Origin of the sequence: Mitsuaria sp. BK041, from assembly GCF_014193085.1 — a bacterium.
Taxonomy (GTDB): Bacteria; Pseudomonadota; Gammaproteobacteria; order Burkholderiales; family Burkholderiaceae_C; genus Roseateles.
The window spans coordinates 163805-190736 of record NZ_JACHYT010000002.1 but is presented as its reverse complement, the minus strand read 5'-3'; the positions used below and the strand labels follow the sequence as shown (position 1 = coordinate 190736).

Genomic DNA, 26932 nt, shown 5'->3' with positions numbered 1-26932 from the left:
CCAACGAGTCGTCGAGGACCCGCTTGTCCTGGTGTCAGGCCTTGCCGCCCTTGCGGCGGCGGGCAACGAAGCCCATCGCGCCCAGGCCGGCCAGCATCAGCGCCAGGCTGTGCGGTTCCGGCACGGCGGAGGCGTTGCCGCCGGCGCTCAGCGTCGACACCACCACGTTGTCCAGCGAGGTGCCGTAGGAGTCGCTGCGGCCGGTCGCGCCGAAGCGCAGCGTCATCGGGCTGCCGGTGCCGGTGAAGGTGGTGCTGAAGGTCTGCCAGGTGGTGTCGGTGTTGTTGCCGACCTTGCCGCTCAGGTCGCCGATCTGCCAGGTCAGGCCGTTGCTCACCGCGCCCTGGTTGTCCGGGCGGTTGGTGTAGGCGAAGCTCAGCGTGTACGAGGCGCCGGCCACCGTGTTCAGCGTCTGGCTGATCCAGCTGTTGGTGGTGGTGTCCAGCTCGGTGAAGTTGCTGCCGTTGAAGGCCGAGCCGGCGACGTTGTTGCGGATTTCCAGCCCGTGCGGGCCGACGGTCCAGCCGACGACGCTGTTGACGATGGCATAGCTGCCATTGCCGATCACGGTCGACTCGAAGCTGCCGTTGTTGACCAGGTTGACGGGCGCGGCCAACGCGAACAGCGGAGCGGCGAGGAGGGAGGCTGCAATCAGACGCTTCATGGCGGCGGGACTCGGAAGTTCGACAAGGGGCGCGCAGGAGGTCTGCGCTTGTGTCGAATTGTTCGAGGCCGCCCGCCGCCTGCCATCCCCCTGTGCGCTGGGGATGCCGAAACGATTCGTGACGTTTCGCACGCCACGCGCGCCGCTTCAAGGGGTCAGGCGGTGCGTGCGCGAGGCTTGGCCGCCTTGGTCGACTTGGCCGCCTGGACCGTCCGGGCCTTGGGCGCCTTGGTCTTGGGCGATTCGGTTTTTGGGGATTCGGACTTGGCGGATTCGGCCTTGCGCGATTTGGCCGGTTTGGCCGGTTGGGCCTTCGCGCCCGGCGCTGCCTGGGCGCGCAGCATCGCGACCTCGGCGGCCAGCGCCTCGACGCGGGCCTGCAGCCGGGCGACCTCTTCCGCCGCCGGCATGCCCAGCCGGGCGAGCGCGCGCGCGACGCGGTCCTCGAAGATCGATTCCAGCTTGTCCCAGTGCTGGCCGGCGCGGCTGCCGACCTCGCCGGCCAGGTCGCTCATCCGGCGCGCGGCGCTGTCGAGCTTCTCCCCGGCGCCGCGCATCGGGTCCTGGGCCTTGGCGCTGTCGCCGGACAGCTTGTCCAGCATCGCGCCGCCCTGGTCCTGCGCCTTGGCGAAGGCGGCCAGGCCCGCCGACCAGATCTGCTGCGCCGAGGCCTTGACCTGCTCCGCGAACGGCGTGTCCGCGACCTTCGCCGAGGCGGCGTCCTTGCGGCGGCCTTTCGCCGGCTTCGGGGCGGCCGTCTTCTGTTGCTTCTTGACCATGGGCGTTCCTTGTCGTCGCGGGGCGGCGGCGTTGACCTCCGCCGCTCGTCGAGAACCGGACTATAGGGCGCGTGCCGCGCGTCACGATGACGCGCCTGACGTGCGCAACCCCCCATCGGGGCGAACGGCGCATGGACCAGAATCCCGGCCATGTCCTTGCCGACCACCACCCCAGGCCGCCGCCCGGGCGACGACTTCCCCGACACCGTGCCGGAGGCGCCCCCGCCGCTGCCGCCGTTGGCGATGGACCCCGACCTGCCGCTGCGCAAGGGCGCGCTGGTCGACTGCCCGCAGTGCCGGGCCCCGATGCGCCACCTGAGCCTGCCCGGGCATCACGCGCCGGCGACGGTCGACATCGACCACTGCGGCCCTTGCGGACTGGTGTGGTTCGACGCGCGCGAGTCGGTGCACCTGTCCCCGGCCGCCTGGATCCAGCTGCTGCGCGACCTGCACCGGCTGCGCCAGGCGGACGTGCCGCACGCGCCGAGCCGGGCCTGCCCGCTCTGCGCGAAGGCGCTGAAGGAGGTCCGCAATCTCACGCGCTACGGGCGCTTCCCGGTGCTGGAGTGCGGTGGTTGCGGCGGCCACCTGCACAGCCAGGCCGGCATGTTGGCCGAGCGCGGCTTGGTGCGGCCGCTGCTGCCCGCCGAGCGCGGCGCGCTGCAGGCGGAGCGGCGCCAGCTGTGCTGCCTGAGTTGCGGTGGCCCGGCCGACGGCAAGGGCGAGGACTGCCCGTGGTGCCGGAGCCCGCTGGTGATGATCGACATGCCGCGCCTGACGAACGCGCTGCGCCGGCGCTCGCCCTCGGAGCCGCTGCTGATGCCCAGCGGCGGCAAGCCGGTCGGCTGGGCCTGCCGCGGCTGCGGCGCACCGATGGATCCGACGCGCGAGACGCGCTGCGGGCATTGCCATCACGCGGTGGTGGTGCCGTCGCTGGAGGAACTCGGGCCCTTGCTCGATGCGCTCGAGCACGACGGGCGCGTCGCCGAGGACGAGGTGGAGCAGGAACGCCGCCGCCGGCTGGCCTCCTATGTCACTCCCAGCGATCCGGCGGGCGGCAAGCATGGCCACTTCTGGCGAGGCGACTACGAGAAACGCTACGACCGGGAGAACGCCCGCCGCGACCGCGGAGGCGCCCGCGAATGGCCGAGCTCCGGATGGCCCGAATCCAGCGGCGGCTCGCCGCCGACGCTGGTGGAGATCGCGCTGCGGATCGCCGCGCTGCTGCTGCGCTGAGCGGGCCGCTCAGAGTTCCAGCAGCCCGATCGGCTTGGTGCAGGCCGGCGGTGTGCCGCCACCGCGCACGACGAAGGGCAGCTCGCCCCACGGACCGGAGTCGCGCGGGCAGCCGTTGCGCAGCGTGCCGCCGGGGCAGGCGCAGCCCTTGGTCTTGACCAGCTTGTCCAGCGTCTGCGACTGCTGCGGATTGAGCTTGGGCAGGTCGTGGCGGAAGACCAGCTGCAGCGCCGTCGTCGGCGCCGGCGCGTCCAGCGTCGGCACCGGGCCCAGCAGCGTGGCCATAGCCTGGGTCTCCTTCAGCGCCGCCGCGGGCTTCATGCCCTTGGCTCGCCGCAGGTAGTTCAAGGCCACCTCCATCGCCGCGTAGCCGCGCGCGGCCGAGGCGGTGAAGGGCTTGCGGAAGGCCGCGCCGTAGGTGTTGGCCACCTGGTCCCAGCGGCCGCGGTCGACCGTCAGCACCGGACACAGCACCGCGTCCACGCGCTCGGACAGCGTCGCGTCGAAGTCCATCCAGCACGAGGTCCGCGCGCTGATCCGCAGCCCGGTCTGGCGGCGCAGGTCGGCGGCGATCTTCTCGCCGGCATTGAGCTCGATGCGGCCCAGCTGCAGCTGCAGGTCCTGGTCCTTGACCCGCTCGGCATTGCTGGAGATGAAAGGGATGCCGGCCGCCTTCAGCGCGTCGGCGCCGGCGTTGATCTCGCACCAGTTGCCCAGCACCAGGTCCACCTTGGCCTTGATGAATTCCTGGGAGATCGCGTCGGCCTTGCGGGCGTCGCAGCCGCTGTCCTTGATGACCAGCTTGGGCGCCGCGTCGCCGGGCCAGGTCTTGAGCGCGAGCGTCATGCCCAGCTGCAGTTCCTCGGCCTGCGCCGTGCTCGGGTAGCTGCCCGGCAGGATCACGCCGATGGTGGCGGCGGTGGCCGAGGCGCCGGCGCACAGAAGGGCCGCCGGCAGGACGGCGGCCAGGACCTTGCGGATGTTCATGACGATCCCTCGCTCTGCATGGCCGTGGTCGGCCGTTGTTGATTCGCCGGACGCGTCGTGGCGTCCGAGGCCGCAGGTATCGCCTGCGCGAGGCCGTCGCGCACTGGAGGTTTTCCCGAGCCGCGCGCCAATGAAAACGCCCCGGCGGGCCGGGGCGGTAAGACGTCACAACTGTGACGAGAAGTGCGGCATGCGCGCAACGCGGACCTCGCGGCCCCGACGTTCAGGCCGCGCTCAGGCCCCGTTCAGGCGGGCCAGCCCTGCAGCACCAGCTTGCCGCGCTGGCGCTGGCTCTCCTGCAGCGCATGGGCGCGCCGGAGGTGCTCGGCGGAGATCGGACCGACGACGTCGGCCAGCGTCGTGCGCAGCTGCCCCGCGTCGACCAGCGCCGCGACCTCGGCCAGCAGCCGGCCCTGGGCGGCGATGTCGTGCGTCACATGCATGCTGCGCGTGAACATCAGTTCCCAGTGCAGCGACAGCGACTTGCCCTTCAGTGCCATCACGTCGATGTCGCCCGGACCGAAGTCATCGATCAGCGCCAGCTTGCCCTGCGGTTCGAGGGCCTCGACCAGGCCTGGGAAGTGCTGCGGCGTGTGGGTCAGGCTGGTGACGTAGCGCAGCGGCGGCGCGCCGTCGCGCTGCAGGGCGGCGATTTGCGGCGCGATCGGCTCGCGGTGGTTGATCACGTGATGCGCGCCCAGCGAGCGCAGCCAGCGGCCGCCTTCGCCCTCCGGCTCGGAGCTGGTGCCGACGACGGTCAGGTGGGTCTGGCGTCGTGCCAGCTGGACCAGGATGGAGCCGACGCCCCCCGCCGCGCCGGTGACCAGCAGGCTGACCGGACGGTCCGCCTGCTGCTGCACCTGCAGGCGGTCGAACAGCAGTTCCCAGGCGGTGATCGCGGTCAGCGGCAGCGCGGCCGCCTCGGCGTCGCTCACCGTCGTGGGCGCGCGGGCCGCGATGCGGTGGTCGACGCACTGGAACTGCGCATTGCTGCCGGGGCGGGTGATGTCGCCGGCGTACCAGACCCGGTCGCCGACGGCGAAGCCGCTGACCTCGGGCCCGATCGCGCGCACCGTGCCGACCGCGTCCCAGCCCAGGATCACCGGCGTCGTGCCGTCGGCGCTGGCGCGGCGCACCCGGATCTTGGTGTCCACCGGATTGACGGCGACCGCGGCGACCTCGACCAGCAGGTCCTTCGGTCCGGGGGCGGGCAGGGGCAGGTCCAGGTCGAGCAGCGACTCGGACGCGGTAATGGGCAATGACTGGAAGTAGCCGACGGCTTTCATGAGACGACTCCTTTTAAGGATTGGGAGACAGGAAGAGGGGATGACGATCCGCAGGGGACGGATGGTGCGCGCTTGGGCAGAATCAATGAAGTCTGCTGAATGGCTATCAGTTTCAAGCCTGGATTGAAGATTCCCCGAGGAGGACGGCTCATGGACATCGAGAACACCGCCGAGCTGCGCCTGCTGATCGAGTGCGCGCGGGGCGGCAGCCTGACGGCGGCGTCGCGCGAGATGGGCATCACGCCAGCGGCGGCCAGCGCGATGCTGAAGAAGCTGGAGGCGCGGCTGGGCGTGCGGCTGGCCGAGCGCAGCACGCGGGCGCTGCGGCTGACCATGGCCGGCGAGCGGTTGCGGGACTATGCGCAGCGGGCGCTGGAGCTGCTCGACGAGGGCCTGGCGCTGGTGTCCGAGGGCGAGGGCCCGGCGGGCAAGGGCCGCGGCAGCCAGGCGGCCCTGCGCGGGCGCATCCGCCTGAGCGCGTCCAGCGACCTGACGCGGCGGGTGCTGCTGCCGCTGCTGGACAGCTTCCTCGACCGCCACCCGGGCGTCGAACTGCAGCTCAGCGTCGGCGACGCGCTGCAGGACGTGGTGCGCGACGAGGTGGACCTGGCGCTGCGGTATGGCGAGCTGGCCGACTCGCGGCTGGTGGCGCGCAAGCTCCATGACGGACGCCGGCTGCTGGTCGCGTCGCCGGACTACCTGAAGCGGGAGGGACGGCCCACCCATCCCGGCGAGCTGACGCAGCACGAATGCATCCGCTTCAAGATCGGCGACCGGCTGGAGCGCGAGTGGCGCTTCTGGCGTCGCGACGCGATGCAGGCGGCGCCGGTGGAGGTGTCGGTGCAGGGGCGGCGCACCGCCGACGATGGCGGCATCGCCCACCAGTGGGCCCTCGAAGGGCGGGGGCTCACCTACAAGAGCGACCTCGACATCCGCGACAGCCTGGCCAGCGGCGCGCTGGTGGAGGTGCTGCCCGAGTGGGTCGGCCGTCCGATGCCGCTGCATGCGCTGATGCCCAGCCAGCGCTTCCTGCCCTTGCGGCTCAAGGCGCTGGTGGATCACCTCGCGCAGGGGCTGCGGCGCCCCTGAGCCGCGGTCGCGCGCTCAGTGCTTGTGGTCGCCGTGGCCCGCGTGCGGGTCCTTGGCGTCGGGGGCGGTGACCGGGCCGGTCCGGGCCGGCGCCTGGACGGTGACGGTCGAGCGCGATTTGTCGGCGCCCTCGAAGACCAGCGTCAGCGGCACCGCGTCGCCGGTCTTGAGCGGGCCCTTCAGCTCCATCAGCATCACGTGATAACCACCCGGCTTCAGGTCCACCGGCTTGCCGGCCGGCACCGCCAGCGCGCTGACCGGCCGCATGCGCATCACGTTGCCGTCCATCGCCATCTCGTGCACCTCGGCCACGCCGGCGACCGGCGAGCTGATCGACACCAGCTTCGTGTCCGTCGGCGACTTGATCTGCATGAAGGCGCCGGTGGACTTCTGCTGCGGCACCGTGGCGCGGACCCAGGCGTCGCTGACGACGACCTGGGCCTGGGCCAGTCCGGCGACCAGCAGGAGGGGAAGGAGGGCGGCGCGGGCGAGAGCGGGGGACTTCATCGGGGGGCGTCCAATCGGGGTTGTCGGCGATCGGGCGAGTATCGGCGATCGCTCACGGCCTGGCGGGCTCCAGCGCGCCGAGCGCGCGCAGCACGCGCTTGGCGATCTCCTCGCGGCGCGGGGCGAAAGCCGCATCGGTCATGTCCAGGTTGAGCGCGAAGTAGACCGGCCGCGGGTCGCGGTCCTGCTCGACCCAGCCGACGAACCAGCCGATCGGCCGCGGCCGGGCGTCATCGGCCCAGCCGGTCTTGGCGTACATCCGCCAGCCGGGGCCCTGCTCGCGCAGCAGGACCTTGTGAGCGATGTCGTAGGTCCGGTCGGACAGCGGCAGCGCGCGGTCATGCACGCGGCGCAGGAATTCCACCTGGCCGACCGCGGAGATGCGCAGGTCGCCGTCGAGCCAGAAGCGATCGCCGACCGGGCCCGCGATCGCGTTGCCGTAGCGGAAGTCGCGCAGGAACTGCTGCACCGTCGGCTGGCCGACCTGCCGGGCCAGCGACTGGAACACCCACACCGCCGAGACCCGGTAGGCCGAGGCCAGCGTCTGGTCGCGGTTCCAGTCGGCGATCCGCCGTTCGGTGCCGTCCCACTTGAAGGGCTGCGTCTCGTCGACCGCGGCGCCGGTCTCCAGCGCGATCAGCGACATCGGGATCTTGAAGGTCGAGGCGGGCAGGAAGGTCTCGAAGGCGCGCACGCTGTCCGAGGCGATCCAGCGATGCGCGCGGGTGTCGAGCACGGCGATCGTGCCCGCGGTGCCGAGCTCGGCGAAATGGCGCTGCAACTCCGGGCGGGTCTCCCAGCGCTCGCGCTGGTCGGCGGGGACGACGGCCAGGGCGGCGGGCGCGGAGGTCGTGGCGGACGGGGCTGGAGTGGGCGTCGCGCCGCCCTGTGCGAACGAGGCGCGGCAGGCGGTGAGCGCGAGGCAGACGAGCAGGGCGCCGGTCGACAGACGGGACAGGGTCATGGAGGAACTCCGTGCGGTGATCGAGGCCGCCAGTGTCCGGAGTCCGCCGCGCGGCGCCGCGTCGAAGTGCGGTTACGGGCGTTGCGCCGGCAGCCTGCGACCTCGGCGCGGTCGATCCCGCGCTGCGCGGGCGCTGCGATGGATTGCTTCGGCTCAGGCGCGGCGGGTGCGCGGCATCAGCGTCTCTGCCTCGTCGAGGTAGCGGCGCCGCGCGTCCTCGTCGCGCAGCTTGCGGGCCTGCAGCCGGGCCTGGCGCACCAGGTCGGTGGCGCTGAAGGCGTCGCCTTCGTCGAGCGCATGGCGGGCCCACAGCAACAGGAAGGCGCAGCGCTGGTCGGCGGGGATCTGCGAGTGGCGCGCGCGGCAGGAGGCCCAGCGCTGGGCCGCGAGGTCGTTGAAGGAGACCGCCGGCAGCGGCAGGCCCTGCGCCGAAGCGAGGCGCTGGAGCGCGGCGAAGTCCAGCCGGCCCAGCGCCGCCAGGCGCAGCAGGAAGATGGTGTTCAGCAACGAACTGCGTCCGAGCTGCCAGCGCGCGCACAGCGCGTCGCTCAGCAGCAGCCAGCGCAGCGCGTCCTCGATGCCGGGGCCTGCGGCGGGCAGCAGGCCGGCCTCGACGAGCTGGCCCAGCGTGTTGGACAAATTGGCGGCGCAGACCTGCAGCGCGTCGGGCAGGCCGGCCAGCGAGGCGGCGCGCAGCGCGTCGCCCAGGCTGGCCAGCGACTGCGTCGCCAGCGCCGCGTCGCCGCGGGCCAGGGCGAGTTCGCGCAGCACGATGCCGCGCAGGTTGCCGTGATCGCAGCGCAGGGTGGAGTCGCTGGCGAGCGCCTCGGGGTCGACCTCGTCGAGCTTGTCCAGCGCCGGCGCGGCCTGGCCGAGGCTGCCGTACCAGTGCCAGGCCGCCAGGATCGCGACGCGGGCGCGCAGCTGCCGGCGTTCCAGCCTCGGCAGGCGGCCGTGGTTGAGGGCCTGGCCGAGTTCGCGCAGCTCATCCTGCAGCGCGGCCCAGTCGCCCAGGCGGCGCGCGATGCGGGCGCGGCGCAGGCCGAGCGCGGCGGCCGCGGCGTCGTCGCCCTCCGGCACGTGCGGCGCGGCTTGCTGGAGCGCGAGCCGGGCGGGGTAGAGCTCGCCGCGGTCGAGCAGGTAGTCGGCGCGCGCCAGCGCCTCGGCATAGGCCAGCGGCAGCAGCGGCGCGGCGGCCGGCGCGCGCACCGGGCGCTGCTGGCCGAGCCAGCGCGCGAGGGCTTCGCCGGCGGCGGGCTCGCCGTCGATCTCGACCTGGCAGCGCGCCAGCAGCGGGGCATTCAGCCAGAACGGACCGCTGCTGCGGGCGCTGGCTTCGATCAGCGCGGCCAGCGGGCCGTCGTCCAGCAGCGCCAGCGCGCGCCAGACCTGGGTGCGATGCAGCTCGGCCATGCCGGCGATGCGCTCGCGCAGCTCGGCGCGCGAGCAGGGACTGTCGACGCGGGCCAGGCCCTGCTCGTGCGCCTGCAGCAGCGCGGCCAGCAGGCGCGGCAGCAGGCGGTTGCGCAGCTCGGGCAGGCCGTCGATGCGCAGGCCGTGCGGCAGCAGCTGGAGGCGATGCGTGACGCCGTCGGCGACGGGCGCGGAGGAAACGATGGCAACAGTCATGGGTGGCGCATTCTGCGCGGGCCGCGCGGTCGGTGTGACGGCATCGGCGTAACGGGCGTTACGGCGGGACGTTACGGCGCCGGGTTACGGTCTCGGGTCCGCCCTTTGCCAGCAGACCTCATCACCACTCGAGGGGATTGCGATGGTCGCGAACGAAGCCTGGTATGCGGGCGAGAGCAGCGTCGGCGGAGCCTACCCCGCCCGGGGGACGGTCTCGGCGGTGTCGTGGGGCGCGGTGCTGGCCGGTGCGGCCGCGGCGGCGGCGCTGTCGCTGATCCTGCTGCTGCTCGGCGTCGGGCTGGGCCTGGCCGCCGTGTCGCCCTGGGGCGGCGATGGCGCCAGCGCCGGCACGCTCGGCGCGGCGGGCATCGCGTGGCTCGCCTTCACGCAATTGGCGGCGTCGGGGCTTGGCGGCTACCTGGCCGGACGGCTGCGGGTGCGCTGGCGCGGCACCGATGCCGACGAGGTCCACTTCCGCGATACCGCCCACGGCCTGCTGTCCTGGGCGGTGGCGACGCTGTTCACCGCGGCCACGCTGACGGCATCGGTGGGCGCGATCGCGGGACTGGGCGTGAAGGGCGCGGCGACCGCAGCCGGCGTCGCGACGGCCGGCGCGGCGGCGACAGCGACGACGGCGACTGCGGGGACATCGCCCGAGACCGACGGCACCCTGGCCGAGCGCGGCGCGGAGGGCCGGGCGGGCTCGGATCCGCTGGCTCGCGACGATCTCGGCTATTACGTGGACACGCTGCTGCGGCCCTCGCTCACCGCGACCGCCGGCGCTGCGCCGGCCGGGGCCAATCCGGCGACGCTGCGCGGCTGGCCGGACGCGTCGATGGCGCATGCGGACGAGCAGTCGTCCGCCGCGCTGCGACGCCTGGTGGTGCGGGCGCTGCGTCATGAGGGCCGCCTGTCCTCGGACGACACGCGCGCCGCCTCGCAGCTGGTGGCGCAGCGGACCGGCCTGACGCAGGCCGAGGCCGAGCGGCGCGTGACCGAGACGCTGCAGCGCGCCCGCGCCGAGGCGCAGGCGCTGGAAACGCGCGCCCGCGAAGCCGCGGATGCCGCGCGCAAGGCGACGCTGGCGGCGGCGCTGTGGATGTTCGTGGCGCTGCTGATCGGCGCCTTCACCGCGAGCCTGCTGGCCACCATCGGCGGCCGGCAGCGCGACCTCATCGATTGAACCAAGGAGAGCTCGCATGCGATCGCTGTTGCTGTACCTGCTGGGCGTGCCGATTCCGATCATCATCCTGATCGCCTTGATTCGGTAGCGCGTGGGGCGGCAGGGCGCCTCCCGGCGCCTGCCGCTCGCAGAGCGCTGCTCAGCGCTCAGCGCCGATCAGTTCAGCGACTGGACGGCGTGCGCGGGTTTCGCCTCGGTGGCGTCGCCGTAGGGGCGCCACGCGCCGGGCGCATGGGCGAGCCGGTCGGCGACCACCTTCAGCACCGCGGGATTCCACACCAGACCGCAGTGGCTGCCGTCGACCTCGACGTTCTCGATCATCGGATGGTCCTCGCGCTGCACGCAGGCCTGCCAGGCGACGACGCCGTCGCTGCGGCTGTAGATGGCGGTGGTCGGCACCTGGGGCGCGGCCAGGAGGCGCGCCTTGAAGTCCTCGTCCAGCACCGGCAGCGCGCCGTTGATCCAGCGGTAGAGCAGGCTGACGTTGGTCTGCGCCGCCTCGCCGGTGATCGGCGTGCCGATCGTGATGACCTGCCGGACGGGCAGCGCGATGCGCTTGGCGATCTCGCGCGCGTAGATGCCGCCCAGGCTCCAGCCGACCAGCGAGACCGCCTGCGGCTGGTCGGTGACCAGCGCCTCGATGTCGGCGGCGAGGGCGTCGAGCCAGCGGTCGATGTTCCCCACCGGCCCGGTGTTCAGGCCGCGGCCCCAGTCGCGCGCCGCGTAGCCGAGGCCGTGGCAGAAGCCCACCAGCGGCGCGATCGACTGCGCGTCGGCCGCCAGGCCGGGGAACACGATGACGGGATGACCGTCGCCGGGCGGATGACCGCTGCGGTCCATCAGGCGGCAGCTGGCGTATTCCATCGCGGCACGCAGCGGCTCGATGCCGAGCAGCGCCCAGGAGGGCGACGGGATGAGCGGCGCCGCGACGGGCAGCGCGCGGGCACGGACGGCGATCTTTTTCATGATGTCGGGGCCGGCCAGGCCATCGGGACGGGCGGGTCGGCATGAGGACCATTGAGCCGATCTTTCCGCAAGGACCGGCCCCTTGGGTACCCCCGGAGGACGCATTGCGCCGTCGGACGGAACCTACAGCCGAGGGATCCGCAGGGGGAGGCCGCGCGTTCTCTCCCACCGTTGACGGAAGTCAGGGGGAGAGGCGGTTTTTCGATGGCGTGCGGGGCTAGTCTTCCGGGTCCATCAACGCATTAGAGGGTTGTTCATGAGCATCGTGATGATCGATTTGCTGCCGATGACGGTGTCTCAGCGTCGTACGGTCAAGCTTGAACGGTTGGTGCTCGATCACCTGAAAGTCCGGCCAGGCGGAAAGATCGAGGTCGACCTGCTGCCCAACGGCTGCTGCGTTCTTCGAGGTGGACGGACCGGCGATATTCGAGACCTTCTTGGCATCCTTGCGGGAGTGCCGCGGGGGCGCCCAGGGGCGGTATCGATCGACGAGATGAATGAGACCATCGCGAACGGATGGGCCGGAGAGCCATGAAGGTGACTGTTGATACCAACGTGCTGGTCCGGATCGCCGTCATGGACGACCTGGATCAGGCTCGTGCCGCAATGCGATTGCTGGGTGACGCAGAGCTCGTGGTTGTCCCGGTGTCGTGTCTCTGCGAGTTCGCCTGGGTGCTTGGACGCTCGTACAAATTCGAAGCGGGCGAGATTGCCCAGGCGATTCGAACGCTTGTGGAGAAGCCCTGTGTCAAGGTCAACCTGTTTGCCGTTACCGCAGGGCTGGCGGTGCTCGACCTCGGGGGCGATTTCGCCGATGGGGCGATCGCCTGTGAAGGGCGTCTTTCGGGTGGAGAGGTGTTCATGACGTTCGACAGGGCTGCCTTCAAGAAGCTCAAGTTGCTTGGGGAGAAGGTAGCGTCGCCACGTGATGTGGTTTCCGTCGACGCGTCGGTGGCGTTCCAGTGATCTAGTGAAAATCCCGGCTCTCCGTCCTCAAGCGTCCCAGCATCGGGGTCAGGTCTTCCATGTGCCCGGCGATCAGGTTGCGGACCTCGCCGCTGCGCTGCCATTTGCCCTTCACCGCCATCAGCCGCGAATGCAGCATGACCTGGCGCTGCCGCTGCCACAGCGCGCGGTGCACGATGACCTGGATGTCCCCGGTCTCGTCCTCCAGAGAGATGAAGATCGTCCCCTTGGCCGTCGCAGGCTGCTGCTTGACCGTCACGATCCCGCAGCCGCGCGCCGGGCGGCCATCCGGCAACTCGTTCAGCTCCTGTGCCGACATCCAGCGCTGCTCGCGCAGCATCGGCCGCAGCAGCGACAGCGGATGCCGCCGCAGCGTCAGGCCCAGCGATGCGTAGTCGAAGACGATCTCCTCGCCCTCCGGCGCCTGCGGCAACGCCAGGAAGTCCTCCTGCACCGGCGCCGTCGACAGCAGCGGTGGCGGCGCATGCTGCGCGGCCGCGTCCCACATCTGCTGGCGCCGATGGCCGCTCAGGCTGGTCAGCGCGTCGCCCGCCGCCAGCATCGTCATCTGCTGCTGGTTCAGGCCGGTGCGGCGCGCCAGGTCTTCCGCGTCGTTGAACGGGCCGCGTCTGCGCTCGAGGCAGATCGCCGCCGCCGAGGCCTGCTGCAGGCCCTTCACCAGCCGCAGTCCCAGCCGCACCGCCACCGGCGCCGCGTCGATCGCCAGCGCTTCGTCCGACTCCAGATAGGGGTCGCCGTCCTCGTCCTGCGCGATGCCGTCCTGGTCCAGCGGCCGCGCATCGAGCGCCTCGGTGTCCTTGCCGCGACGCGTGGGCCGGATCACGCGGCCATCGGCACGCTCCAGCGTGCAGTCCCAGTCGCTGTGCATCACGTCCGGCGGCCGCACCTCGACGCCGCTGCGCCTGGCGTCCTGCACCAGCTGACTCGGCGAATAGAAGCCCAGCGGCTGCGCGTTCAGCATCCCCGCCAGGAATTCCGCTGTCCGGTGCTTCTTGAGCCAGCTGCTCGTGTAGACCAGCAACGCGAACGACGCGGCGTGCGACTCCGGGAAGCCGTACTCCGAGAAGCCCTTGATCTGCTCGAAGATCTGCTCCGCGAAGGACACCGGGTAGTCGCGCGCGCGCATCCCTTCGATCAGCTTCTCGCGGTATTTCCCCAGGTCGCCCTTGCGCTTCCAGGCCGCCATCGAGCGCCGCAGCTCGTCGGCCTCGCCGCCGGTGAAGCCGGCCGCGATCATCGCGATCTGCATCACCTGTTCCTGGAACACCGGCACCCCCAGCGTGCGGTCCAGCACCGATTCCAATCCGCTCGGATAGACCACCGGCTCCAGCCCCTGTCGCCGCTGCAGGTAGGGATGCACCATCCCGCCCTGGATCGGACCGGGCCGCACGATCGCCACCTCGATCACCAGGTCGTAGAACTTCTCGGGCTTGAGCCGCGGCAGCATGCTGCGCTGCGCCCGGCTCTCGATCTGGAACACGCCGATCGTCTCGGCGCGCTGGATCATCTTGTAGGTGGCCTGGTCCTCGGCCGGAATGTCCTTGACCTCGAAGGGAGCCCGCTGGCGCTTGCCGATGAAGTCCAGCGTCTTGCGGATCGCCGTCAGCATGCCCAGCCCCAGCACGTCGACCTTGAGCAGTCCGACCGCGTCGAGGTCGTCCTTGTCCCACTCGATCACGGTGCGGTCCGGCATCGACGCGTTCTCCACCGGCACCATGCGCGTCAGCGGTCCCTGCGTCAGCACGAAGCCGCCCGGATGCTGCGACAGGTGACGCGGGAAGCCGAGCAGCTCCGAGGTGATCTCCACCAGTTGCCGCACCGCCAGGTCATTCGCGTCCAGGCCCGATTCGCGCAGCCGCTCCGCGTCGATGGTCTGGCCGTCCCACCACTGGTGGTTGCCGCACAGCGTGTCCAGGGTCTCCGGCTCGAAACCCAGCGCCTTGCCGACGTCGCGCAGCGCGCTCTTGACCCGGTACGAGATCACCACCGCCGCCAGCGCCGCGCGCTCGCGCGTGTACTTGCGGTAGAGGTACTGGATGACCTCCTCGCGGCGCTCATGCTCGAAGTCGATGTCGATGTCGGGCGGCTCGTTGCGCTCCTTGCTGATGAAGCGCTCGAACAGCACCTGCATCCGCTGCGGATCGACCTCGGTCACGTGGGTGCAGTAGCAGACGATGGAATTGGCCGCGCTGCCGCGCCCCTGGCACAGGATGCCCTGCGAGCGCGCGAAGTGGACGATGTCGGCAACGGTGAGGAAGTAATGCTCGTAGCGCAGCTCCTCGATCAGCGCGAGCTCGCGTTCGATCTGCTCGCTGACCGCCGGAGGAATGCCGTCGGGCCAGCGCCGGCCCGCGCCTTCGTAAGTCAGGCGGCGCAGGTGGCTGGCCGGCGTCTCGCCGTCGGGCACGACCTCCGAGGGGTAGTGGTAGCGCAGTTCGTCGAGCTTGAACTCGCAGCGGGCGGCCACGCGCAGGGTCTCGGCCAGCAGTTCGGCGGGGAAGGCCAGCCCGAGCCGGCCCCGCGCGCGCAGGTGGCGCTCGGCGTTGCGGTCCAGCGCCTGGCCGCACTCGGTCAGCGGCCGACCCAGCCGGGTCGCGGTCAACACGTCCTGCAGCGGTTTGCGGCTGCGCACATGCATGGTGACGTCGCCGACGGCCACCAGCGGGATCTCGGTCAGCGCGGCCGCCTCGCGCAGTCGCAGCAGACGGCTTTCGTCGTCGAGCTCGCGGGTCTGGGTCACGCCCAGCCAGCAGCGGCCGGTGAAGCGCGACAGCAGCCAGCGCGACATCGCCAGCAGCGGCGCGGCCGCCGCATGCCGGTCCGCGCAGGCGATGACGACGCAGTCATCCAGTGCCTGGGGGCCGATGTCGTCGATCGTGCAGCGGTAGCTGCCCTTGTCGGCCGAGCGCCGCAGCCTTGAGATCAATTGGCACAGGTTGCCGTAGCCGTTCAGGTTGCAGGCCAGCGCCACCAGCGTGAAGGGGGCCGCCTCGTCCGGACCGGCGCCGTCGCGCGGGTCGATGCGGAACTGGCTGCCCACGAGCAGCTTCAGCCCATGCTGCTTGGCGGCCACGTGCGCGCGCACGATGCCGGCCATCGAGCATTCATCGGTGATCGCGAGCGCGCTGTAGCCGAGTTCCCTGGCGCGCTCGACCAGTTCCTCGGGCCAGCTGGCGCCCTTGAGGAAGCTGAAGTTGCTCAGGCAGCGCAGTTCGGCGTAGTCCGGCAGCGCGGGTGGCGCGGGCAGTGCGGCGGCGGGCAGGGCAGGCGGGGCGGTCATCGCTCGACCCCGTTCAGGCGTAGACGCCGTGCAGGAACCAGGCGCTGCCGCCATCGTCCAGCGGTTGCCGGAAGATGGCGACGACGCCGGCGCTGTCGTTGACCGCGATCCAGTAGTCGCGCACGACGTTGCGGTGGCCGACCGCCACCATCGCCGCGTCGTCCTGTGGCACGAGCGCGGTGAAGGGCGGCGCGGTCTGGTCCCGGGCGCCGGCACCGGTCCCAGTCCGAGTCCCAGTCCCAGTTGCCGCGTCCGCTGGCGCGCGCGCCGGCAGGCGGTCCCACCAGCCGCCCTCGACGCGGTCGGGACCGACCAGCAGTGTCAGCGCGCCCTGGTAATGCGGCCGGTGTTCGCGCAGCGCCAGGCGCAGCGGCGGCTCCAGCAGGAAGCCGGGTTCGGGCATGGACGGCGCGGGCCGCGTCGCCAGACGCCGGCGCCCCGTGCCCGAGGCGCCGGCGCGCTGGCCGTCGGTGGCGGGCTGCCAGCGCGTCATCCATTCGAGCCGGTGATCGTCGCCAGGCGCCGGCTGCATCACCCGCTCCGGGCCCAGGCGCGCGGCGATGCGCTCCAGCGTCAAGTAGAGCGTCTCGCCGGTGCGCACCGTGTCGGGCAGCAGCGAGGCGCTGTCCTCGGTCATGGCCTGGACGCCGATCGCCTCCAGCCGCAGTTCGCCCACCGGCGCCAGCAGCTTCGTCTTGGCCAGGTGCTCGGCCATCAGCCGGCAGAAGTGCTCGAGCGCGCGGATCGGCTCGGCGGTGCGGATCGTCAGCGATCCGCCATCGCCCGCGTCCTTGGCGCGCATCGAGTCGTGCACCCAGTGCAGCGTCACGCCGGTCGCGCCGGCATGGCGCGCCGCCAGCCAGCCGCACAGCCGCATCAGCAGCGGCCTCGCGCCCAGCAGCAGCGCCGGCGCGTGGTCCACGCGGCCGGGCAGCTCGATGCGGGCGTGGAAATCCTCCGGCAGCACTTCCCAGCGGTGCGCCTCCGGACGCAGCCCGTAGGCCTGGTCCAGCTTCGCCAGCAGCGCCGCGCCGAAGCGCCGGCTGATGCCGCCGCGCGGCAAGGCCCGCAACTGGCCCAGCGTGTTGATGCCGGCACGGCTCAGCGGCTCCGCATGTTCGGCGCCGGCGCTCAGCGCCTGCAGCGGGAGCGGATCCAGCACCGCCTGCAGCAGCCGGCCGCCCAGGTCCGGCACGCCGCAGCGCGCCAGCACCAGCGCGGCGGTGGCCGTCGGCGCCCAGCCGATGCCGACGGCGCCCAGGTCCGGCGCCTCGTCGGCGATGCGCGCCTGGAGCGCGCCCCGGCCGCGGAACAGCCGCAGGCTGGCCTCGACCTCCATGACGACGGCGTCCTCCATCAGCGCCACGCGCGGCGTGAACTGCAGGCACCACACGGCCAGCCCCGCCTGCGCCTCCGGACAGATCCCCCAGGGATGGTCTGGCGGCGCGGCCGGATCAGCGGACGGCGCCGGCGGACGAGGCGGCAGGATCAGGGCGACCCACAACATCGGTCAGCTCCGGGAACAGGGCGAGCGGCTGCGGCGCGCGCGAGGATTCGGACAAGGCGGCGGCGGACGCTGCGGCGGGCGCGGCTTCAGTCGCGGCGGGCATGACCGGCGCGAGTGGCGCGAGCGGCGCGACGGGGCGCATCGTGCTGGGCCGCATCACCCGGGGCGTCAGCACCCGCTCGAGCCCGCCCGGGATGGACGCCAGCCGCAGCGGCGTCTCATGGGCGGGGCCCTTGCGCTTGAGGATCAGGACGTCCAGCGCCCAGTCGACGTCGATCGTCACCTGCAGCCGCAGCGGCGCTGGCGAGGGGTCGTGGCGCGCGGCCAGCGGCCGGAACAGGAACACCGGCCCCTCGAAGGACTGCGCCAGCACCTGCAGCCGCCGCAGCTGTTCCGGCGCGGCCTGCGGCATCCAGGCCAGCACCGCGCCGGCGGCGTTGGACTTGATCAGCTGCTCGGCGCACCAGAGCCGCTCCGAGGGCGCGCGCGCGTCGATCCAGACCAGGTGGCGCTCGTCCAGTCCCAGGTGCATCAGGCCGGGCAGGTGCGGGCGCTTGGGCGGGCCGACCATCGCCACCGCGGCGCCGTCGGCGACCACGCGTCGCAGCGCCGGGCCGGCCAGCCGCCATTCGGCCAGCGAGAACTGCGGCAGCAGCAGTTCGGTCAGCTGGCGGCCGGGCCAGCCGCCGCCGGGCAGTTCCGCGTCCAGCGCGTCGAAGCCGCTGGGCCAGACCGTGTCGGTGCCGCGGCCCAGCGCGTCGCCGCGCCAGACGGCCTCGGCCACGGCGGGGGGAAGGGGCAAGGGCAGGGCGGACATGGCGGGGCGGTCGGCGGAACGATCAGCGAGACGGTCGGCGGAAGAGACGACAACGCCGGTCGTGACACCGGCGTTGGGAGCTGTATATGCATACAGTATAGGTGGGACGGCCGACCCGTCCAGCGGATGTCGCGCTTCAAGTGGGGAGAATGTCCCGCTCCCTGGACGCCTGCCCGAAGCTCAGCGCGAAGCGCGTCCCGCCGTTGGCGGGCGCCTCCAGGCTGACGGTCCAGCCCAGGTGCTCGGCCACGCGCTTGACGATGGCCAGGCCCAGCCCGGCGCTGCCGGCGCCGGCCGGGTCCACCTGCATGAAGCGGTCGAAGATGCGATCGCGCACCGCCGGCGGGATGCCGATGCCGGTGTCCTCGATGACGACCCGGCCGGCCTCGAGCCGGATGTCGACGCGGCCTTCCTCGGTGAACTGGCAGGCGTTGCGGATCAGGTTGCCCAGCGCGATCGCGGCGAGCTCGGGCCGCGCCGGCACTTCCAGGGCGGCATCGGCGGGAGCGGCATGCAGCGTCATCTCGACGGCCTTGCCCTTGAGCAGCGGCCGGCAGCGCTCCATCTCCTGGCGCAGCAGCGGCAGCACCGCGGTCGGCGGCGCGCCGATGCTGGCCGGATCGCGCGACAGCAGCAGCATCGCGACCACGCGTTCGCTGGTGTCGGCGGCGGTGCGGCGGATGCGCTCGGCCAGCTCGACCATGTCGTCCCGGCCGTGCAGGCGCGCCTTCAGGACCTCGGCGGCGCCCAGCATCACCGCCAGCGGGGTGCGCAGCTCATGGCTGACGTCGCCGGTGAACCAGCGCTCGCGGTCCAGGTAGCGCTGCTGGGCCTCGGTCTTGGCGGCGAAGGCGCGCGACAGCACGCCCAGTTCGTCGGTGGAATCCTGCAGCGGGTACTCGCGCGGCGCGGCGCCGGTTTCCACCGCGCGCGCCAGCGCGGTCACCGGCGCGACGATGCGGCTCGCGGTCAGTTGCGCCAGGAACAGCGCCAGACCCAGGCAGCAGACGAAGGCCAGGCCCAGCAGGCCGTAGACGCCCGCCTCGATCTTGGCGAAGTCCTCGTCGCGGTCGGTCAGCACGAAGACCGGGCCGAGGTCGTTCCGGACCAGCGCGCTGACCAGCTGGCCGTCCTGCGGCAGCGTGTACTTGCCGGGCGGCTTCCCGCGCAGCGGGGCCGGGATCTCCGTGCCGCGGTAGAGCGTGACGCTGGGCGGCAGGTCGGGCTCCAGGCCCTGCCGCTCGCGGGCGATCAGCTCGTCGGCGGTGCGGCTCAGGCGCTGGTCGATCAGGCGGTCCTCGATGCTCGAGGCGATGCGCACCGCCGCCACGGCGAAGGCGCCGCAGACCAGCAGGGTCAGCAGCAGGAAGGCCGCGGCGACGCGCGTGCGCAGCGTCGTCGGCGCGGCGGTGGAGCGCAGGCGCCAGGGGGCGCGGGTCACGCGGGGCTCATCCCGCATCGGGCGACACCAGCCGGTATCCGATGCCCGGATGGGTCTTCAGCAGCGGGACGGGGAAGGGCTTGTCCAGCGCCGAGCGCAGCGCGTGGATGTGGGTGCGCAGCGCATCGCTGTCGGGCGGGTCGTTGCCCCAGACCTCGCGTTCCAGGTCCTCGCGGCGGACCAGCTTGGGGGCCTCGCGCAGCAGGGCCGAGAGCAGCTTGTAGCCGGTGGGCGTGAGCTGCAGCGGCTTGCCGGCGCGGGTGGCTTCCAGCGTGTCGGGGTCGAAGCTGACATCGGCGTAGCTCACCGCCGAGCTCAGGTTCAGCCCGTGGGAGCGCCGCATCAGCGCCTTGAGGCGGATCTCCAGCTCGACCAGCGAGAAGGGCTTGACCAGGTAGTCGTCGGCGCCGCTCTCGAAGCCGGTGACCTTGTCGGCGATGGTGTCGCGCGCGGTCAGCATCAGGATGGGGGTCGGCCGGCGGAAGTCCTTGCGCAGGCGCCGGGCCACGTCCAGCCCGTCCAGGCCGGGCAGGGTCAGGTCCAGCACGATCGCGTCGTAGGAGCCGGCGGCGGCCTGCGCCAGCCCGCCCAGGCCGTTGCGGGCCACGTCCAGCTCGTAGCCCATCGGCTCGAGGTAGGCGAACAGGTTGGCGACGATGTCCGGGTTGTCTTCGATGACCAGCAGCTTCATGACGAGGCTCACGTTCCTGCGGCGCCGGGCGCCGCGTCGTCCTGGGGAGGGAGCCCGGATGGGGGGAAGTCCCCCGCCGGGCCCGCGGATGCCGGGAATGCTATGCGAGTCGGCCCGCGCCGACCTGTCGCTGGGCTGTCGCCCGGCGCGGCCGGGGTAACGGCCCCGGGAGCGGCCTTGGGATCGGCGCAAGCAGCGGGCGATCTGCGCGCAAGGGGCCAAAACTTCCAGGGTTCCAACGCCTTCGTCACCTTTCGTGACGCAAGTCCCGCTGCCGTCACCGACCGAGCGGTCGGGAGATGACTTGAAACGCGGCGCGGGCGCATAATTTGCGGGTTAACCCCTATGCTTGCCCCCCTCTTCTCCATCCCGGCCGTCGAGCGGCTCACCCACACGCCCCGGCTGACCCTGCGTCCGCCCGCGGCGGCGGACGCCCGGACCTTCCGCGACCTGCTGTGCGACCCGGCGAATCGTCGATTCGAATCCGGCGGTCCCGCCATGTCCGAGCGGCTGGAGCAATGGCGCGGGCTGTGGGCGCGCGACGGACTGGGGCCGTGGGCGGTCGCGCTGCGCGAGCAGCCTTCGCTCGGCGCGATCGGCTTCGGCGGCCTGAGCCGGGGACGGATCTGCGGCGCGCCGGCGCTGCTGCTGGAGTTCCACTTCCTGTCCGACCACTGGGGCCAGGGGTATGCGGCGGAGATGTCGCTGGCGGCGTTGGCGCTGGCCTTCGACAGCCTGCACGCGACCTCGGTGCAGGCGCTGCTGGCGCCGGGCAACACCGCGGCGCGCAAGACGCTGGAGCGGGTCGGGCTGCGGCTGACCGGCTCGGTCGCCGAGCATCCGGGCGAGGCGGCCAGCCTGCTCTACGAGATCAACGCCGCGCAGTACGCCGCGCACCCGCCGGCGCAGCCCGAGGCGACGCCGTTCGGCGCCTGAGGCCGGCCGGCCCCGCGCCCGCGGACCGACGTCACCCCGGCGCCGCTACTGCTGCGGATACACCCGCAGCCCCGCCAGGTCCAGCACCCGCAGTCCGCCATACTCGACCGCGATGAGCCGCTGCGCCTGCAGGTGGCGCAGGGCCTCGTTGACGCGCTGACGCGAGAGCCCCACCAGATGCCCCAGTTCCTGCTGCGTGATGCGCAGCAGCCCGTTCACGCCGGGGTACAGCTGGGGATGGAACAGCGCTGCCAGGTTGCGGGCGACGCGCAGGTCGGGATCGCTCTGGCGGTCGATCTCGCGTGCGGCGATGAACTGGCCCAGCCGCTCGTTGAGCTGGTTCAGCACGTAGCGGTTGAAGGCCAGGCTGGTCTCCAGCAGCTCATGGAAGCTGTCCAGCGGCAGGCCGGCGACGACGCTGCGGCGCAGCGCCTGGATGTTGTAGCGGTAGGCCTCGCGCTTGAGCAGGGTGCCCTCGCCGAACCAGCCGCCCGGCGGGACGCCGGTGAAGGTGACCTGGCGCGCCGCCGCCTCGTCGTTGCTCATCTTGAGCAGGCCGTCGATGACGCCGAACCAGAAATTGGCTTCGCGCCCGATGCGGCAGATGCGCTCGCCGACCTCCACCTCCGCCACCTGGATGCTGGCGGAGACCCGCTCGCGCAGTTCCGGCTCGATCGCCTTCAGCCAGGGAATGGCGCCCATCTCCTGCGCGCTCGCGGCCCGCGCCCGCAGCCGCAGCGGCTGCGTCGGCACGGCCCCCGACAGGGACGGGTGCAGGGGCGGCGGGGACGGCGAACCCAGCGCGGCGCGGACAGCGGTGTCGGTGATCGAGGCCATCCCCCGTTCATCGCGCCGGCGCATGACAACAGCCTGACGCGCCCCCCTGGGGAAAACGCTGCCCCGAACTCTCCCTAGGAATGTCGTCGCAACGACAACACGGCGTCAATGAGCCGGCCTACAGTCCATTCACCCCGCGGCATGAGCGCCTCCACCAGAGACGGCGACAGCGGGGACCACAAGGAGACGACGGTGGACCAGACCTTCCCCCGCTTGCTGCTCGCCCATGCACGGCAGCGCCCCGGCGCGCCGGCGCTGCGCGAGAAGGAGCTCGGCATCTGGCAGACGCTGGACTGGGCCGGGCTCGCGGCGCTGGTGCGTGATCTCGCGCACGGCTTCGCCGCCGCCGGCATGGTGCGCGGCCAGCATCTGGTGGTCATCGGCGAGAACCGGCCGCGGCTGTACGCGGCCATGCTCGCCGCGCAGTCGCTGGGCGCGATCCCGGTGCCGCTGTACCAGGACGCGGTGGCCGCCGAGTTCGTCTACCCGCTGCAGAACGCCGAGGTCGCCTTCGCCGTCGTCGAGGACCAGGAGCAGGTCGACAAGCTGCTCGAGATCCGCGACCAGTGCCCGGCGCTGCGCCGCGTCTGGTTCGACGATCCGCGCGGCCTGCGCCATTACGCGGCCGACGGCCTGGGCTCGATCGACGGCCTGTGCGACGACGGCCGCGCCCATGCGATGCGCCATCCCGGCTGGTTCGAGCGCGAGGTCGAGGCCGGCCGCGCCGAGGACGTGGCGGCGATGTTCTTCACCTCCGGCACCACCGGCCACCCGAAGGGCGTGGTCCACACCCATGCGACCTTGATCGACCGCGCGCAGGCGGGCGCGCGCTTCGACCGCCTCACCCACGACGAGGAGGTGCTGGCCTACCTGCCGTGCGCCTGGATCGGCCAGAACATCTTCAGCTACGCGCAATGGCTGGCCTGCGGCTACGTCGTCAACTGCCCCGAGTCGGCCAGCACCGTCAGCATCGACCTCAAGGAGATTGGCCCGACCTACTACTTCGCGCCGCCACGCGTCTTCGAGGGCCTGCTCACCAGCGTGATGATCCGCATGGAGGACGCCGGCGCGCTCAAGCGCTGGCTCTTCGCGCGGTGCATGGCGCTGGCCCATCGCGTCGGGCCCGCGCTGATGGACGGCCAGCCGGTCGGCGCCTGGGAGCGCTTCAAGTACCGGCTCGGCGACCTCGCCGTCTACGGGCCGCTGCGCAACGCGCTGGGCTTCTCGCGGGTGCGCGTGGCCTACACCGCCGGCGAGGCCATCGGCCCCGACCTGTTCAGCTTCTACCGCTCGATCGGCATCAACCTCAAGCAGCTCTACGGCTCAACCGAGACCGCGGTCTTCGTCTGCCTGCAGCCCGACCACGAGGCCCGGTCCGACACCGTCGGCGTGCCCATCGACGGCGTGGAGATCAAGCTGGCCGAGAGCGGCGAGATCCTGGTGCGCTCGCCGGGCCTGCTCAAGGGCTACTACAAGAACCCCGAGGCGACGGCCGAGGTGCTGGGCGCCGACGGCTGGTACCGCACCGGCGACGCGGGCTTCCTCGATGCCGGCGGCCACCTGAAGATCATCGACCGCGCCAAGGACGTGGGCCGCCTGCGCGGCGGCGCGCATGACGGCGCGATGTTCGCGCCCAAGTACGTCGAGAACAAGCTCAAGTTCTTCGCCTTCGTGAAGGAGGCGGTGGCCTTCGGCGATGGCCGCGACCGCGTCTGCGCCTTCGTCAACATCGACTTCGAGGCCGTCGGCAACTGGGCCGAGCGCCGCAACCTGCCCTACGCCGGCTACACCGACCTGGCCGGCAAGCCCGAGGTCTACGCGCTGATCCGCGACTGCGTGGAGAAGGTCAACGCCGACCTCGCGCAGGACGAGCGTCTGGCCGGCAGCCAGATCACCCGCTTCCTCGTGCTGCACAAGGAGCTGGATGCCGACGACGGCGAGCTCACCCGCACCCGCAAGGTCCGCCGCGGCGCGATCGCCGACAAGTACCGGGTGCTGATCGAGGCGCTCTACGACGGCCGGCCGTCGCAGTACATCGAGACGGCGGTCCGCTTCGAGGACGGCCGCACCGGCAGCGTCGCCGCCGACCTGCGCATCGAGGAGGCCCGCACCTTCTCGCCCACCCGGAGGGCCGCCTGATGAGCGCCATCGCCACCGCGCCGGGCTCGGCGCTGTTCCAGGATGCCCAGGCCGCCGCGGCCGTCGCCGATCCGGGCGCGCCCGCCGCGAGCGAGTCGCCCGCCGCGCAGCGCCGTGTCGGCGAGGTGATCCTGGAAGTCAGCAACATCACGCTGTCCTTCGGCGGCGTGAAGGCGCTCAACGACATCAGCTTCGACGTCCGCGAGCACGAGATCCGCGCCATCATCGGCCCCAACGGCGCGGGCAAGAGCTCGATGCTGAACTGCATCAACGGCGTCTACCAGCCGCAGCAGGGCCGGGTGCTGTTCCGCGGCGAGGACGTGCGCCGGCTGAGCCCGCGCACGCGGCTGCGCCGCATGGCCGAGATGGGCGTGGCGCGCACCTTCCAGAACCTGGCGCTGTTCAAGGGCATGAGCGTGCTGGACAACATCATGAGCGGCCGCAACCTGCGCATGCGCACCGGCCTGTTCGCACAGGCCTTTCGCAATCCGTGGTGGAGCCCGGCGGAGCGCGAGGAGATCGCGCACCGCGAGCACGTCGAGCGCATCATCGATTTCCTCGAGATCCAGCCGTATCGCAAGACGCCGGTGGGCCGGCTGCCCTACGGGCTGCAGAAGCGCGTCGACCTGGGCCGCGCGCTGGCGATGGAGCCCAAGGTGCTGCTGCTGGACGAGCCGATGGCCGGCATGAACGTCGAGGAGAAGCAGGACATGTGCCGCTTCATCCTGGACGTCAACGACGAGTTCGGCACCACCATCGTGCTGATCGAGCACGACATGGGCGTGGTGATGGACATCAGCGACCGCGTGGTGGTGCTGGACTACGGCCGCAAGATCGGCGATGGCCGGCCCGACGAGGTCCGCGCCAACGAGGACGTGATCCGCGCCTACCTCGGCGCCTCGCATTGACGGCAGGACGCAGGAGCGATCGACATGGGCTTCTTCCTCGAAACGCTGATCGGCGGCCTGATGACGGGCATGCTGTATTCGCTGGTGGCGCTGGGCTTCGTGCTCATCTTCAAGGCCAGCGGCGTCTTCAACTTCGCGCAGGGCGCGATGGTGCTGTTCGCGGCGCTGGCGATGGCGCGTTTTGCCGAATGGATCCCGCGCTGGACCGGCCTGAGCGGCAAGCTCGCCGTCAACCTGCTGGCCTTCCTCGTGGCGATGGCGCTGATGGTGGCCGTCGCCTGGCTGATCCAGAAGCTGGTGCTGTCGCGCCTGGTGAACCAGGAAGGCATCACGCTGCTGATGGCCACGCTGGGCATCACCTACTTCCTGGACGGCTTCGGGCAGACGTTGTTCGGCTCGGACATCTACAAGATCGACGTGGGGCTGCCCAAGGACCCGGTGTTCCTCATGGAGCAGAGCTTCCAGGGCGGCGTGATGGTCAACCAGGAGGACCTGGCGGCCGCGCTGATCGCCGCGGTACTGGTCGCCGCGCTGTCGCTGTTCTTCCGCTTCACCGGCACCGGCCGGGCGCTGCGCGCGGTGGCGGACGACCACCAGGCGGCACAGTCGATCGGCATCCCGCTGTCGCGCATCTGGGTGATCGTGTGGAGCGTGGCGGGCTTCGTCGCGCTGGTGGCCGGCATCATCTGGGGCTCCAAGCTGGGCGTGCAGTTCTCGCTCTCGCTGGTGGCGCTCAAGGCGCTGCCGGTGGTGATCCTGGGCGGACTGACCTCGGTGCCGGGCGCGATCATCGGCGGGCTGATCATCGGCGTCGGCGAGAAGCTGTCGGAGATCTACATCGGTCCGTCGCTGGGCGGCGGCATCGAGATCTGGTTCGCCTACGTGCTGGCGCTGGTCTTCCTGCTGCTGCGGCCGCAGGGCCTCTTCGGCGAGAAGATCATCGACCGCGTCTGAACGGCCCGAACGCCTGAAACGGAGAACGACATGCTCTATCGCGAGAACGGCCAGTTCAAGACGAGCTACGGCGCGGACCAGCAGATCTTCCCGATCGCGCAGGACCGCGTGGCCATGGGGCTGCTGCTGGCGCTGGCGCTCATCGTGGTGCCGGGGCTCGCGAGCGAGTACCTGCTGCGCGCGATCCTCATCCCCTTCCTGATCCTGTCGCTGGCGGCGCTGGGCCTGAACATCCTGGTCGGCTACTGCGGGCAGATCTCGCTGGGCACCGGCGGCTTCATGGCGGTGGGGGCCTACGCGGCTTTCAACTTCCTGGCGCGGGTGGACGGCATGCCGGTGGTCGCCGCCATCCTGCTGGGCGGGCTGTGCGCCACGGTGGTGGGCGTGCTCTTCGGCATCCCGTCGCTGCGCATCCGCGGCCTGTACCTGGCGGTGGCGACGCTGGCCGCGCAGTTCTTCTGCGACTGGGCCTTCCTGCGCATCAAGTGGCTGACCAACGATTCGCCCTCGGGCTCCGTGGGCGTGTCGGGGCTGTCGGTGCTGGGGCTGCCGGTGGAGACGCCGGTGCAGAAATACCTGTTCTGCCTGGCCTTCGTGCTGGTGTTCGGGCTGATCGCCAAGAACCTGGTGCGCGGGCACATCGGCCGCAGCTGGATGGCGATGCGGGACATGGACGTCGCCGCCGCCGTCATCGGCATCCGGCCGATGGCGGCCAAGCTCAGCGCCTTCGCGGTCAGCAGCTTCATCGTCGGCGTGGCCGGCGCGCTGTGGGCCTTCATCCACCTGGGCTCGTGGGAGCCGGCGGCGTTCTCCATCGACCGCAGCTTCCAGCTGCTGTTCATGGTGATCATCGGCGGGCTCGGCTCGATCGCCGGCGCCTTCTTCGGCGCCGCCTTCCTGGTGGTGCTGCCGATCGTGCTGGACAACCTGCCGTACTGGTTCGGCATCCCGATCGACACGGCGCTGGCCTCGCACCTGACCACGATGATCTTCGGCGCGCTGATCGTGTTCTTCCTGATCGTCGAGCCGCACGGCCTCGCGCGGCTCTGGCAGATCGCCAAGGAGAAGCTGCGCCTGTGGCCTTTCCCACATTGAAAGCCGCATTGATTCCGCATTGATTCCGCAGTTCCCCCGCAGTCCTTCCG

The 26932-nt window shown here is 71.6% G+C and carries 24 protein-coding genes; 10 read left to right on the top strand and 14 right to left on the bottom strand.

Annotated features, from left to right (window positions below; genetic code table 11):
- Positions 1-34: 34 nt before the first annotated feature.
- On the bottom strand, positions 35-664 hold the full coding sequence (locus FHT38_RS16765; protein WP_091725900.1) for a PEP-CTERM sorting domain-containing protein: 630 nt from the start codon (positions 662-664) through the stop codon (positions 35-37).
- 155 nt (positions 665-819) lie between these two features.
- The gene (locus FHT38_RS16760; RefSeq protein WP_183492613.1) at positions 820-1443 is read right to left on the bottom strand and encodes a phasin family protein; all 624 of its coding nucleotides are present in this window, start codon (positions 1441-1443) and stop codon (positions 820-822) included.
- Positions 1444-1593: 150 nt separating this feature from the next.
- Between FHT38_RS16760 and FHT38_RS16755 the strand changes: the two genes are divergently transcribed.
- Positions 1594-2679 (top strand): zf-TFIIB domain-containing protein, encoded by a 1086-nt coding sequence (locus FHT38_RS16755; protein ID WP_091725892.1) that lies wholly within the window; start codon positions 1594-1596, stop codon positions 2677-2679.
- Positions 2680-2688: 9 nt separating this feature from the next.
- Here the strand turns inward: FHT38_RS16755 and FHT38_RS16750 are convergent, their stop codons facing one another.
- Together FHT38_RS16750 and FHT38_RS16745 are read right to left on the bottom strand one after the other, a co-directional pair.
- Positions 2689-3666, bottom strand: coding sequence for a hypothetical protein (locus FHT38_RS16750; protein ID WP_091725887.1), 978 nt, complete (start codon positions 3664-3666; stop codon positions 2689-2691).
- 245 nt (positions 3667-3911) lie between these two features.
- Positions 3912-4952, bottom strand: coding sequence for a zinc-binding alcohol dehydrogenase family protein (locus tag FHT38_RS16745; RefSeq protein ID WP_183492612.1), 1041 nt, complete (start codon positions 4950-4952; stop codon positions 3912-3914).
- Positions 4953-5102: 150 nt separating this feature from the next.
- Here FHT38_RS16745 and FHT38_RS16740 point away from each other — a divergent pair, with 150 nt between their 5' ends.
- The gene (locus FHT38_RS16740) at positions 5103-6041 is read left to right on the top strand and encodes a LysR family transcriptional regulator (RefSeq protein ID WP_183492611.1); all 939 of its coding nucleotides are present in this window, start codon (positions 5103-5105) and stop codon (positions 6039-6041) included.
- A gap of 15 nt (positions 6042-6056) precedes the next feature.
- Here FHT38_RS16740 and FHT38_RS16735 read toward each other — a convergent pair whose 3' ends face one another.
- The 3 genes from FHT38_RS16735 to FHT38_RS16725 all read right to left on the bottom strand — a co-directional run bounded on the left by FHT38_RS16735 (position 6057) and on the right by FHT38_RS16725 (position 9141).
- On the bottom strand, positions 6057-6548 hold the full coding sequence (locus FHT38_RS16735; protein ID WP_091725875.1) for a copper chaperone PCu(A)C: 492 nt from the start codon (positions 6546-6548) through the stop codon (positions 6057-6059).
- A 52-nt stretch (positions 6549-6600) separates the two neighbouring features.
- On the bottom strand, positions 6601-7512 hold the full coding sequence (locus FHT38_RS16730; protein WP_183492610.1) for a class D beta-lactamase: 912 nt from the start codon (positions 7510-7512) through the stop codon (positions 6601-6603).
- Positions 7513-7665: 153 nt separating this feature from the next.
- Entirely contained in the window at positions 7666-9141 is a 1476-nt protein-coding gene (locus tag FHT38_RS16725; RefSeq protein ID WP_183492609.1) for a hypothetical protein, read from the bottom strand.
- A gap of 142 nt (positions 9142-9283) precedes the next feature.
- Here FHT38_RS16725 and FHT38_RS16720 point away from each other — a divergent pair, with 142 nt between their 5' ends.
- Positions 9284-10324 carry a hypothetical protein gene (locus tag FHT38_RS16720; RefSeq protein ID WP_175538319.1) on the top strand — a complete coding sequence of 347 codons (1041 nt, stop codon included), beginning with the start codon at positions 9284-9286 and terminating at the stop codon, positions 10322-10324.
- Positions 10325-10480: 156 nt separating this feature from the next.
- Here FHT38_RS16720 and FHT38_RS16715 read toward each other — a convergent pair whose 3' ends face one another.
- Entirely contained in the window at positions 10481-11290 is an 810-nt protein-coding gene (locus tag FHT38_RS16715; protein WP_183492608.1) for an alpha/beta hydrolase, read from the bottom strand.
- A 256-nt stretch (positions 11291-11546) separates the two neighbouring features.
- Here FHT38_RS16715 and FHT38_RS16710 point away from each other — a divergent pair, with 256 nt between their 5' ends.
- Together FHT38_RS16710 and FHT38_RS16705 are read left to right on the top strand one after the other, a co-directional pair.
- Positions 11547-11825, top strand: coding sequence for an AbrB/MazE/SpoVT family DNA-binding domain-containing protein (locus tag FHT38_RS16710; protein WP_147242549.1), 279 nt, complete (start codon positions 11547-11549; stop codon positions 11823-11825).
- Complete coding sequence (locus FHT38_RS16705) at positions 11822-12256, top strand: type II toxin-antitoxin system VapC family toxin (protein ID WP_183492607.1); 435 nt, start codon at positions 11822-11824, stop codon at positions 12254-12256. Before FHT38_RS16710 ends, FHT38_RS16705 begins: the two co-directional genes overlap by 4 nt.
- A gap of 1 nt (position 12257) precedes the next feature.
- Here FHT38_RS16705 and FHT38_RS16700 read toward each other — a convergent pair whose 3' ends face one another.
- From FHT38_RS16700 to FHT38_RS16680, 5 genes are all read right to left on the bottom strand, one after another.
- Positions 12258-15557, bottom strand: a complete 3300-nt coding sequence (locus FHT38_RS16700) for an error-prone DNA polymerase (protein WP_183492606.1) — start codon at positions 15555-15557, stop codon at positions 12258-12260.
- Positions 15558-15570: 13 nt separating this feature from the next.
- Positions 15571-17064: a DNA polymerase Y family protein gene (locus FHT38_RS16695; protein WP_183492605.1), complete on the bottom strand. Its 1494-nt coding sequence runs from the start codon at positions 17062-17064 to the stop codon at positions 15571-15573.
- On the bottom strand, positions 17012-17881 hold the full coding sequence (gene imuA / locus FHT38_RS16690) for a translesion DNA synthesis-associated protein ImuA (protein ID WP_183492604.1): 870 nt from the start codon (positions 17879-17881) through the stop codon (positions 17012-17014). Before imuA ends, FHT38_RS16695 begins: the two co-directional genes overlap by 53 nt.
- Positions 17882-18017: 136 nt before the next feature.
- Positions 18018-19322: a HAMP domain-containing sensor histidine kinase gene (locus tag FHT38_RS25665; protein ID WP_175538318.1), complete on the bottom strand. Its 1305-nt coding sequence runs from the start codon at positions 19320-19322 to the stop codon at positions 18018-18020.
- Between the two features lie 7 nt (positions 19323-19329).
- Positions 19330-20013, bottom strand: a complete 684-nt coding sequence (locus tag FHT38_RS16680; protein ID WP_091725845.1) for a response regulator transcription factor — start codon at positions 20011-20013, stop codon at positions 19330-19332.
- Between the two features lie 345 nt (positions 20014-20358).
- On the opposite strand from FHT38_RS16680, the gene FHT38_RS16675 reads away from it, so the two are divergent.
- Positions 20359-20949 (top strand): GNAT family N-acetyltransferase, encoded by a 591-nt coding sequence (locus FHT38_RS16675; RefSeq protein ID WP_183481848.1) that lies wholly within the window; start codon positions 20359-20361, stop codon positions 20947-20949.
- A gap of 45 nt (positions 20950-20994) precedes the next feature.
- On the opposite strand, the gene FHT38_RS16670 is transcribed toward FHT38_RS16675, so the two are convergent.
- Positions 20995-21651 (bottom strand): Crp/Fnr family transcriptional regulator, encoded by a 657-nt coding sequence (locus FHT38_RS16670; protein WP_404932661.1) that lies wholly within the window; start codon positions 21649-21651, stop codon positions 20995-20997.
- A 327-nt stretch (positions 21652-21978) separates the two neighbouring features.
- On the opposite strand from FHT38_RS16670, the gene FHT38_RS16665 reads away from it, so the two are divergent.
- Genes FHT38_RS16665 through FHT38_RS16650 form a run of 4 tightly spaced genes read left to right on the top strand, consistent with a single transcriptional unit; the run spans position 21979 to position 26882 of the window.
- Positions 21979-23925, top strand: coding sequence for an AMP-binding protein (locus FHT38_RS16665; RefSeq protein ID WP_183493572.1), 1947 nt, complete (start codon positions 21979-21981; stop codon positions 23923-23925).
- Positions 23925-24833 carry an ABC transporter ATP-binding protein gene (locus FHT38_RS16660; RefSeq protein ID WP_091725836.1) on the top strand — a complete coding sequence of 303 codons (909 nt, stop codon included), beginning with the start codon at positions 23925-23927 and terminating at the stop codon, positions 24831-24833. The genes FHT38_RS16665 and FHT38_RS16660 overlap by 1 nt, the downstream gene beginning before the upstream one ends.
- Positions 24834-24857: 24 nt before the next feature.
- Positions 24858-25787 carry a branched-chain amino acid ABC transporter permease gene (locus tag FHT38_RS16655; RefSeq protein ID WP_183492603.1) on the top strand — a complete coding sequence of 310 codons (930 nt, stop codon included), beginning with the start codon at positions 24858-24860 and terminating at the stop codon, positions 25785-25787.
- 30 nt (positions 25788-25817) lie between these two features.
- Positions 25818-26882 carry a branched-chain amino acid ABC transporter permease gene (locus tag FHT38_RS16650; RefSeq protein ID WP_183492602.1) on the top strand — a complete coding sequence of 355 codons (1065 nt, stop codon included), beginning with the start codon at positions 25818-25820 and terminating at the stop codon, positions 26880-26882.
- The last annotated feature ends 50 nt before the right edge of the window (positions 26883-26932 follow it).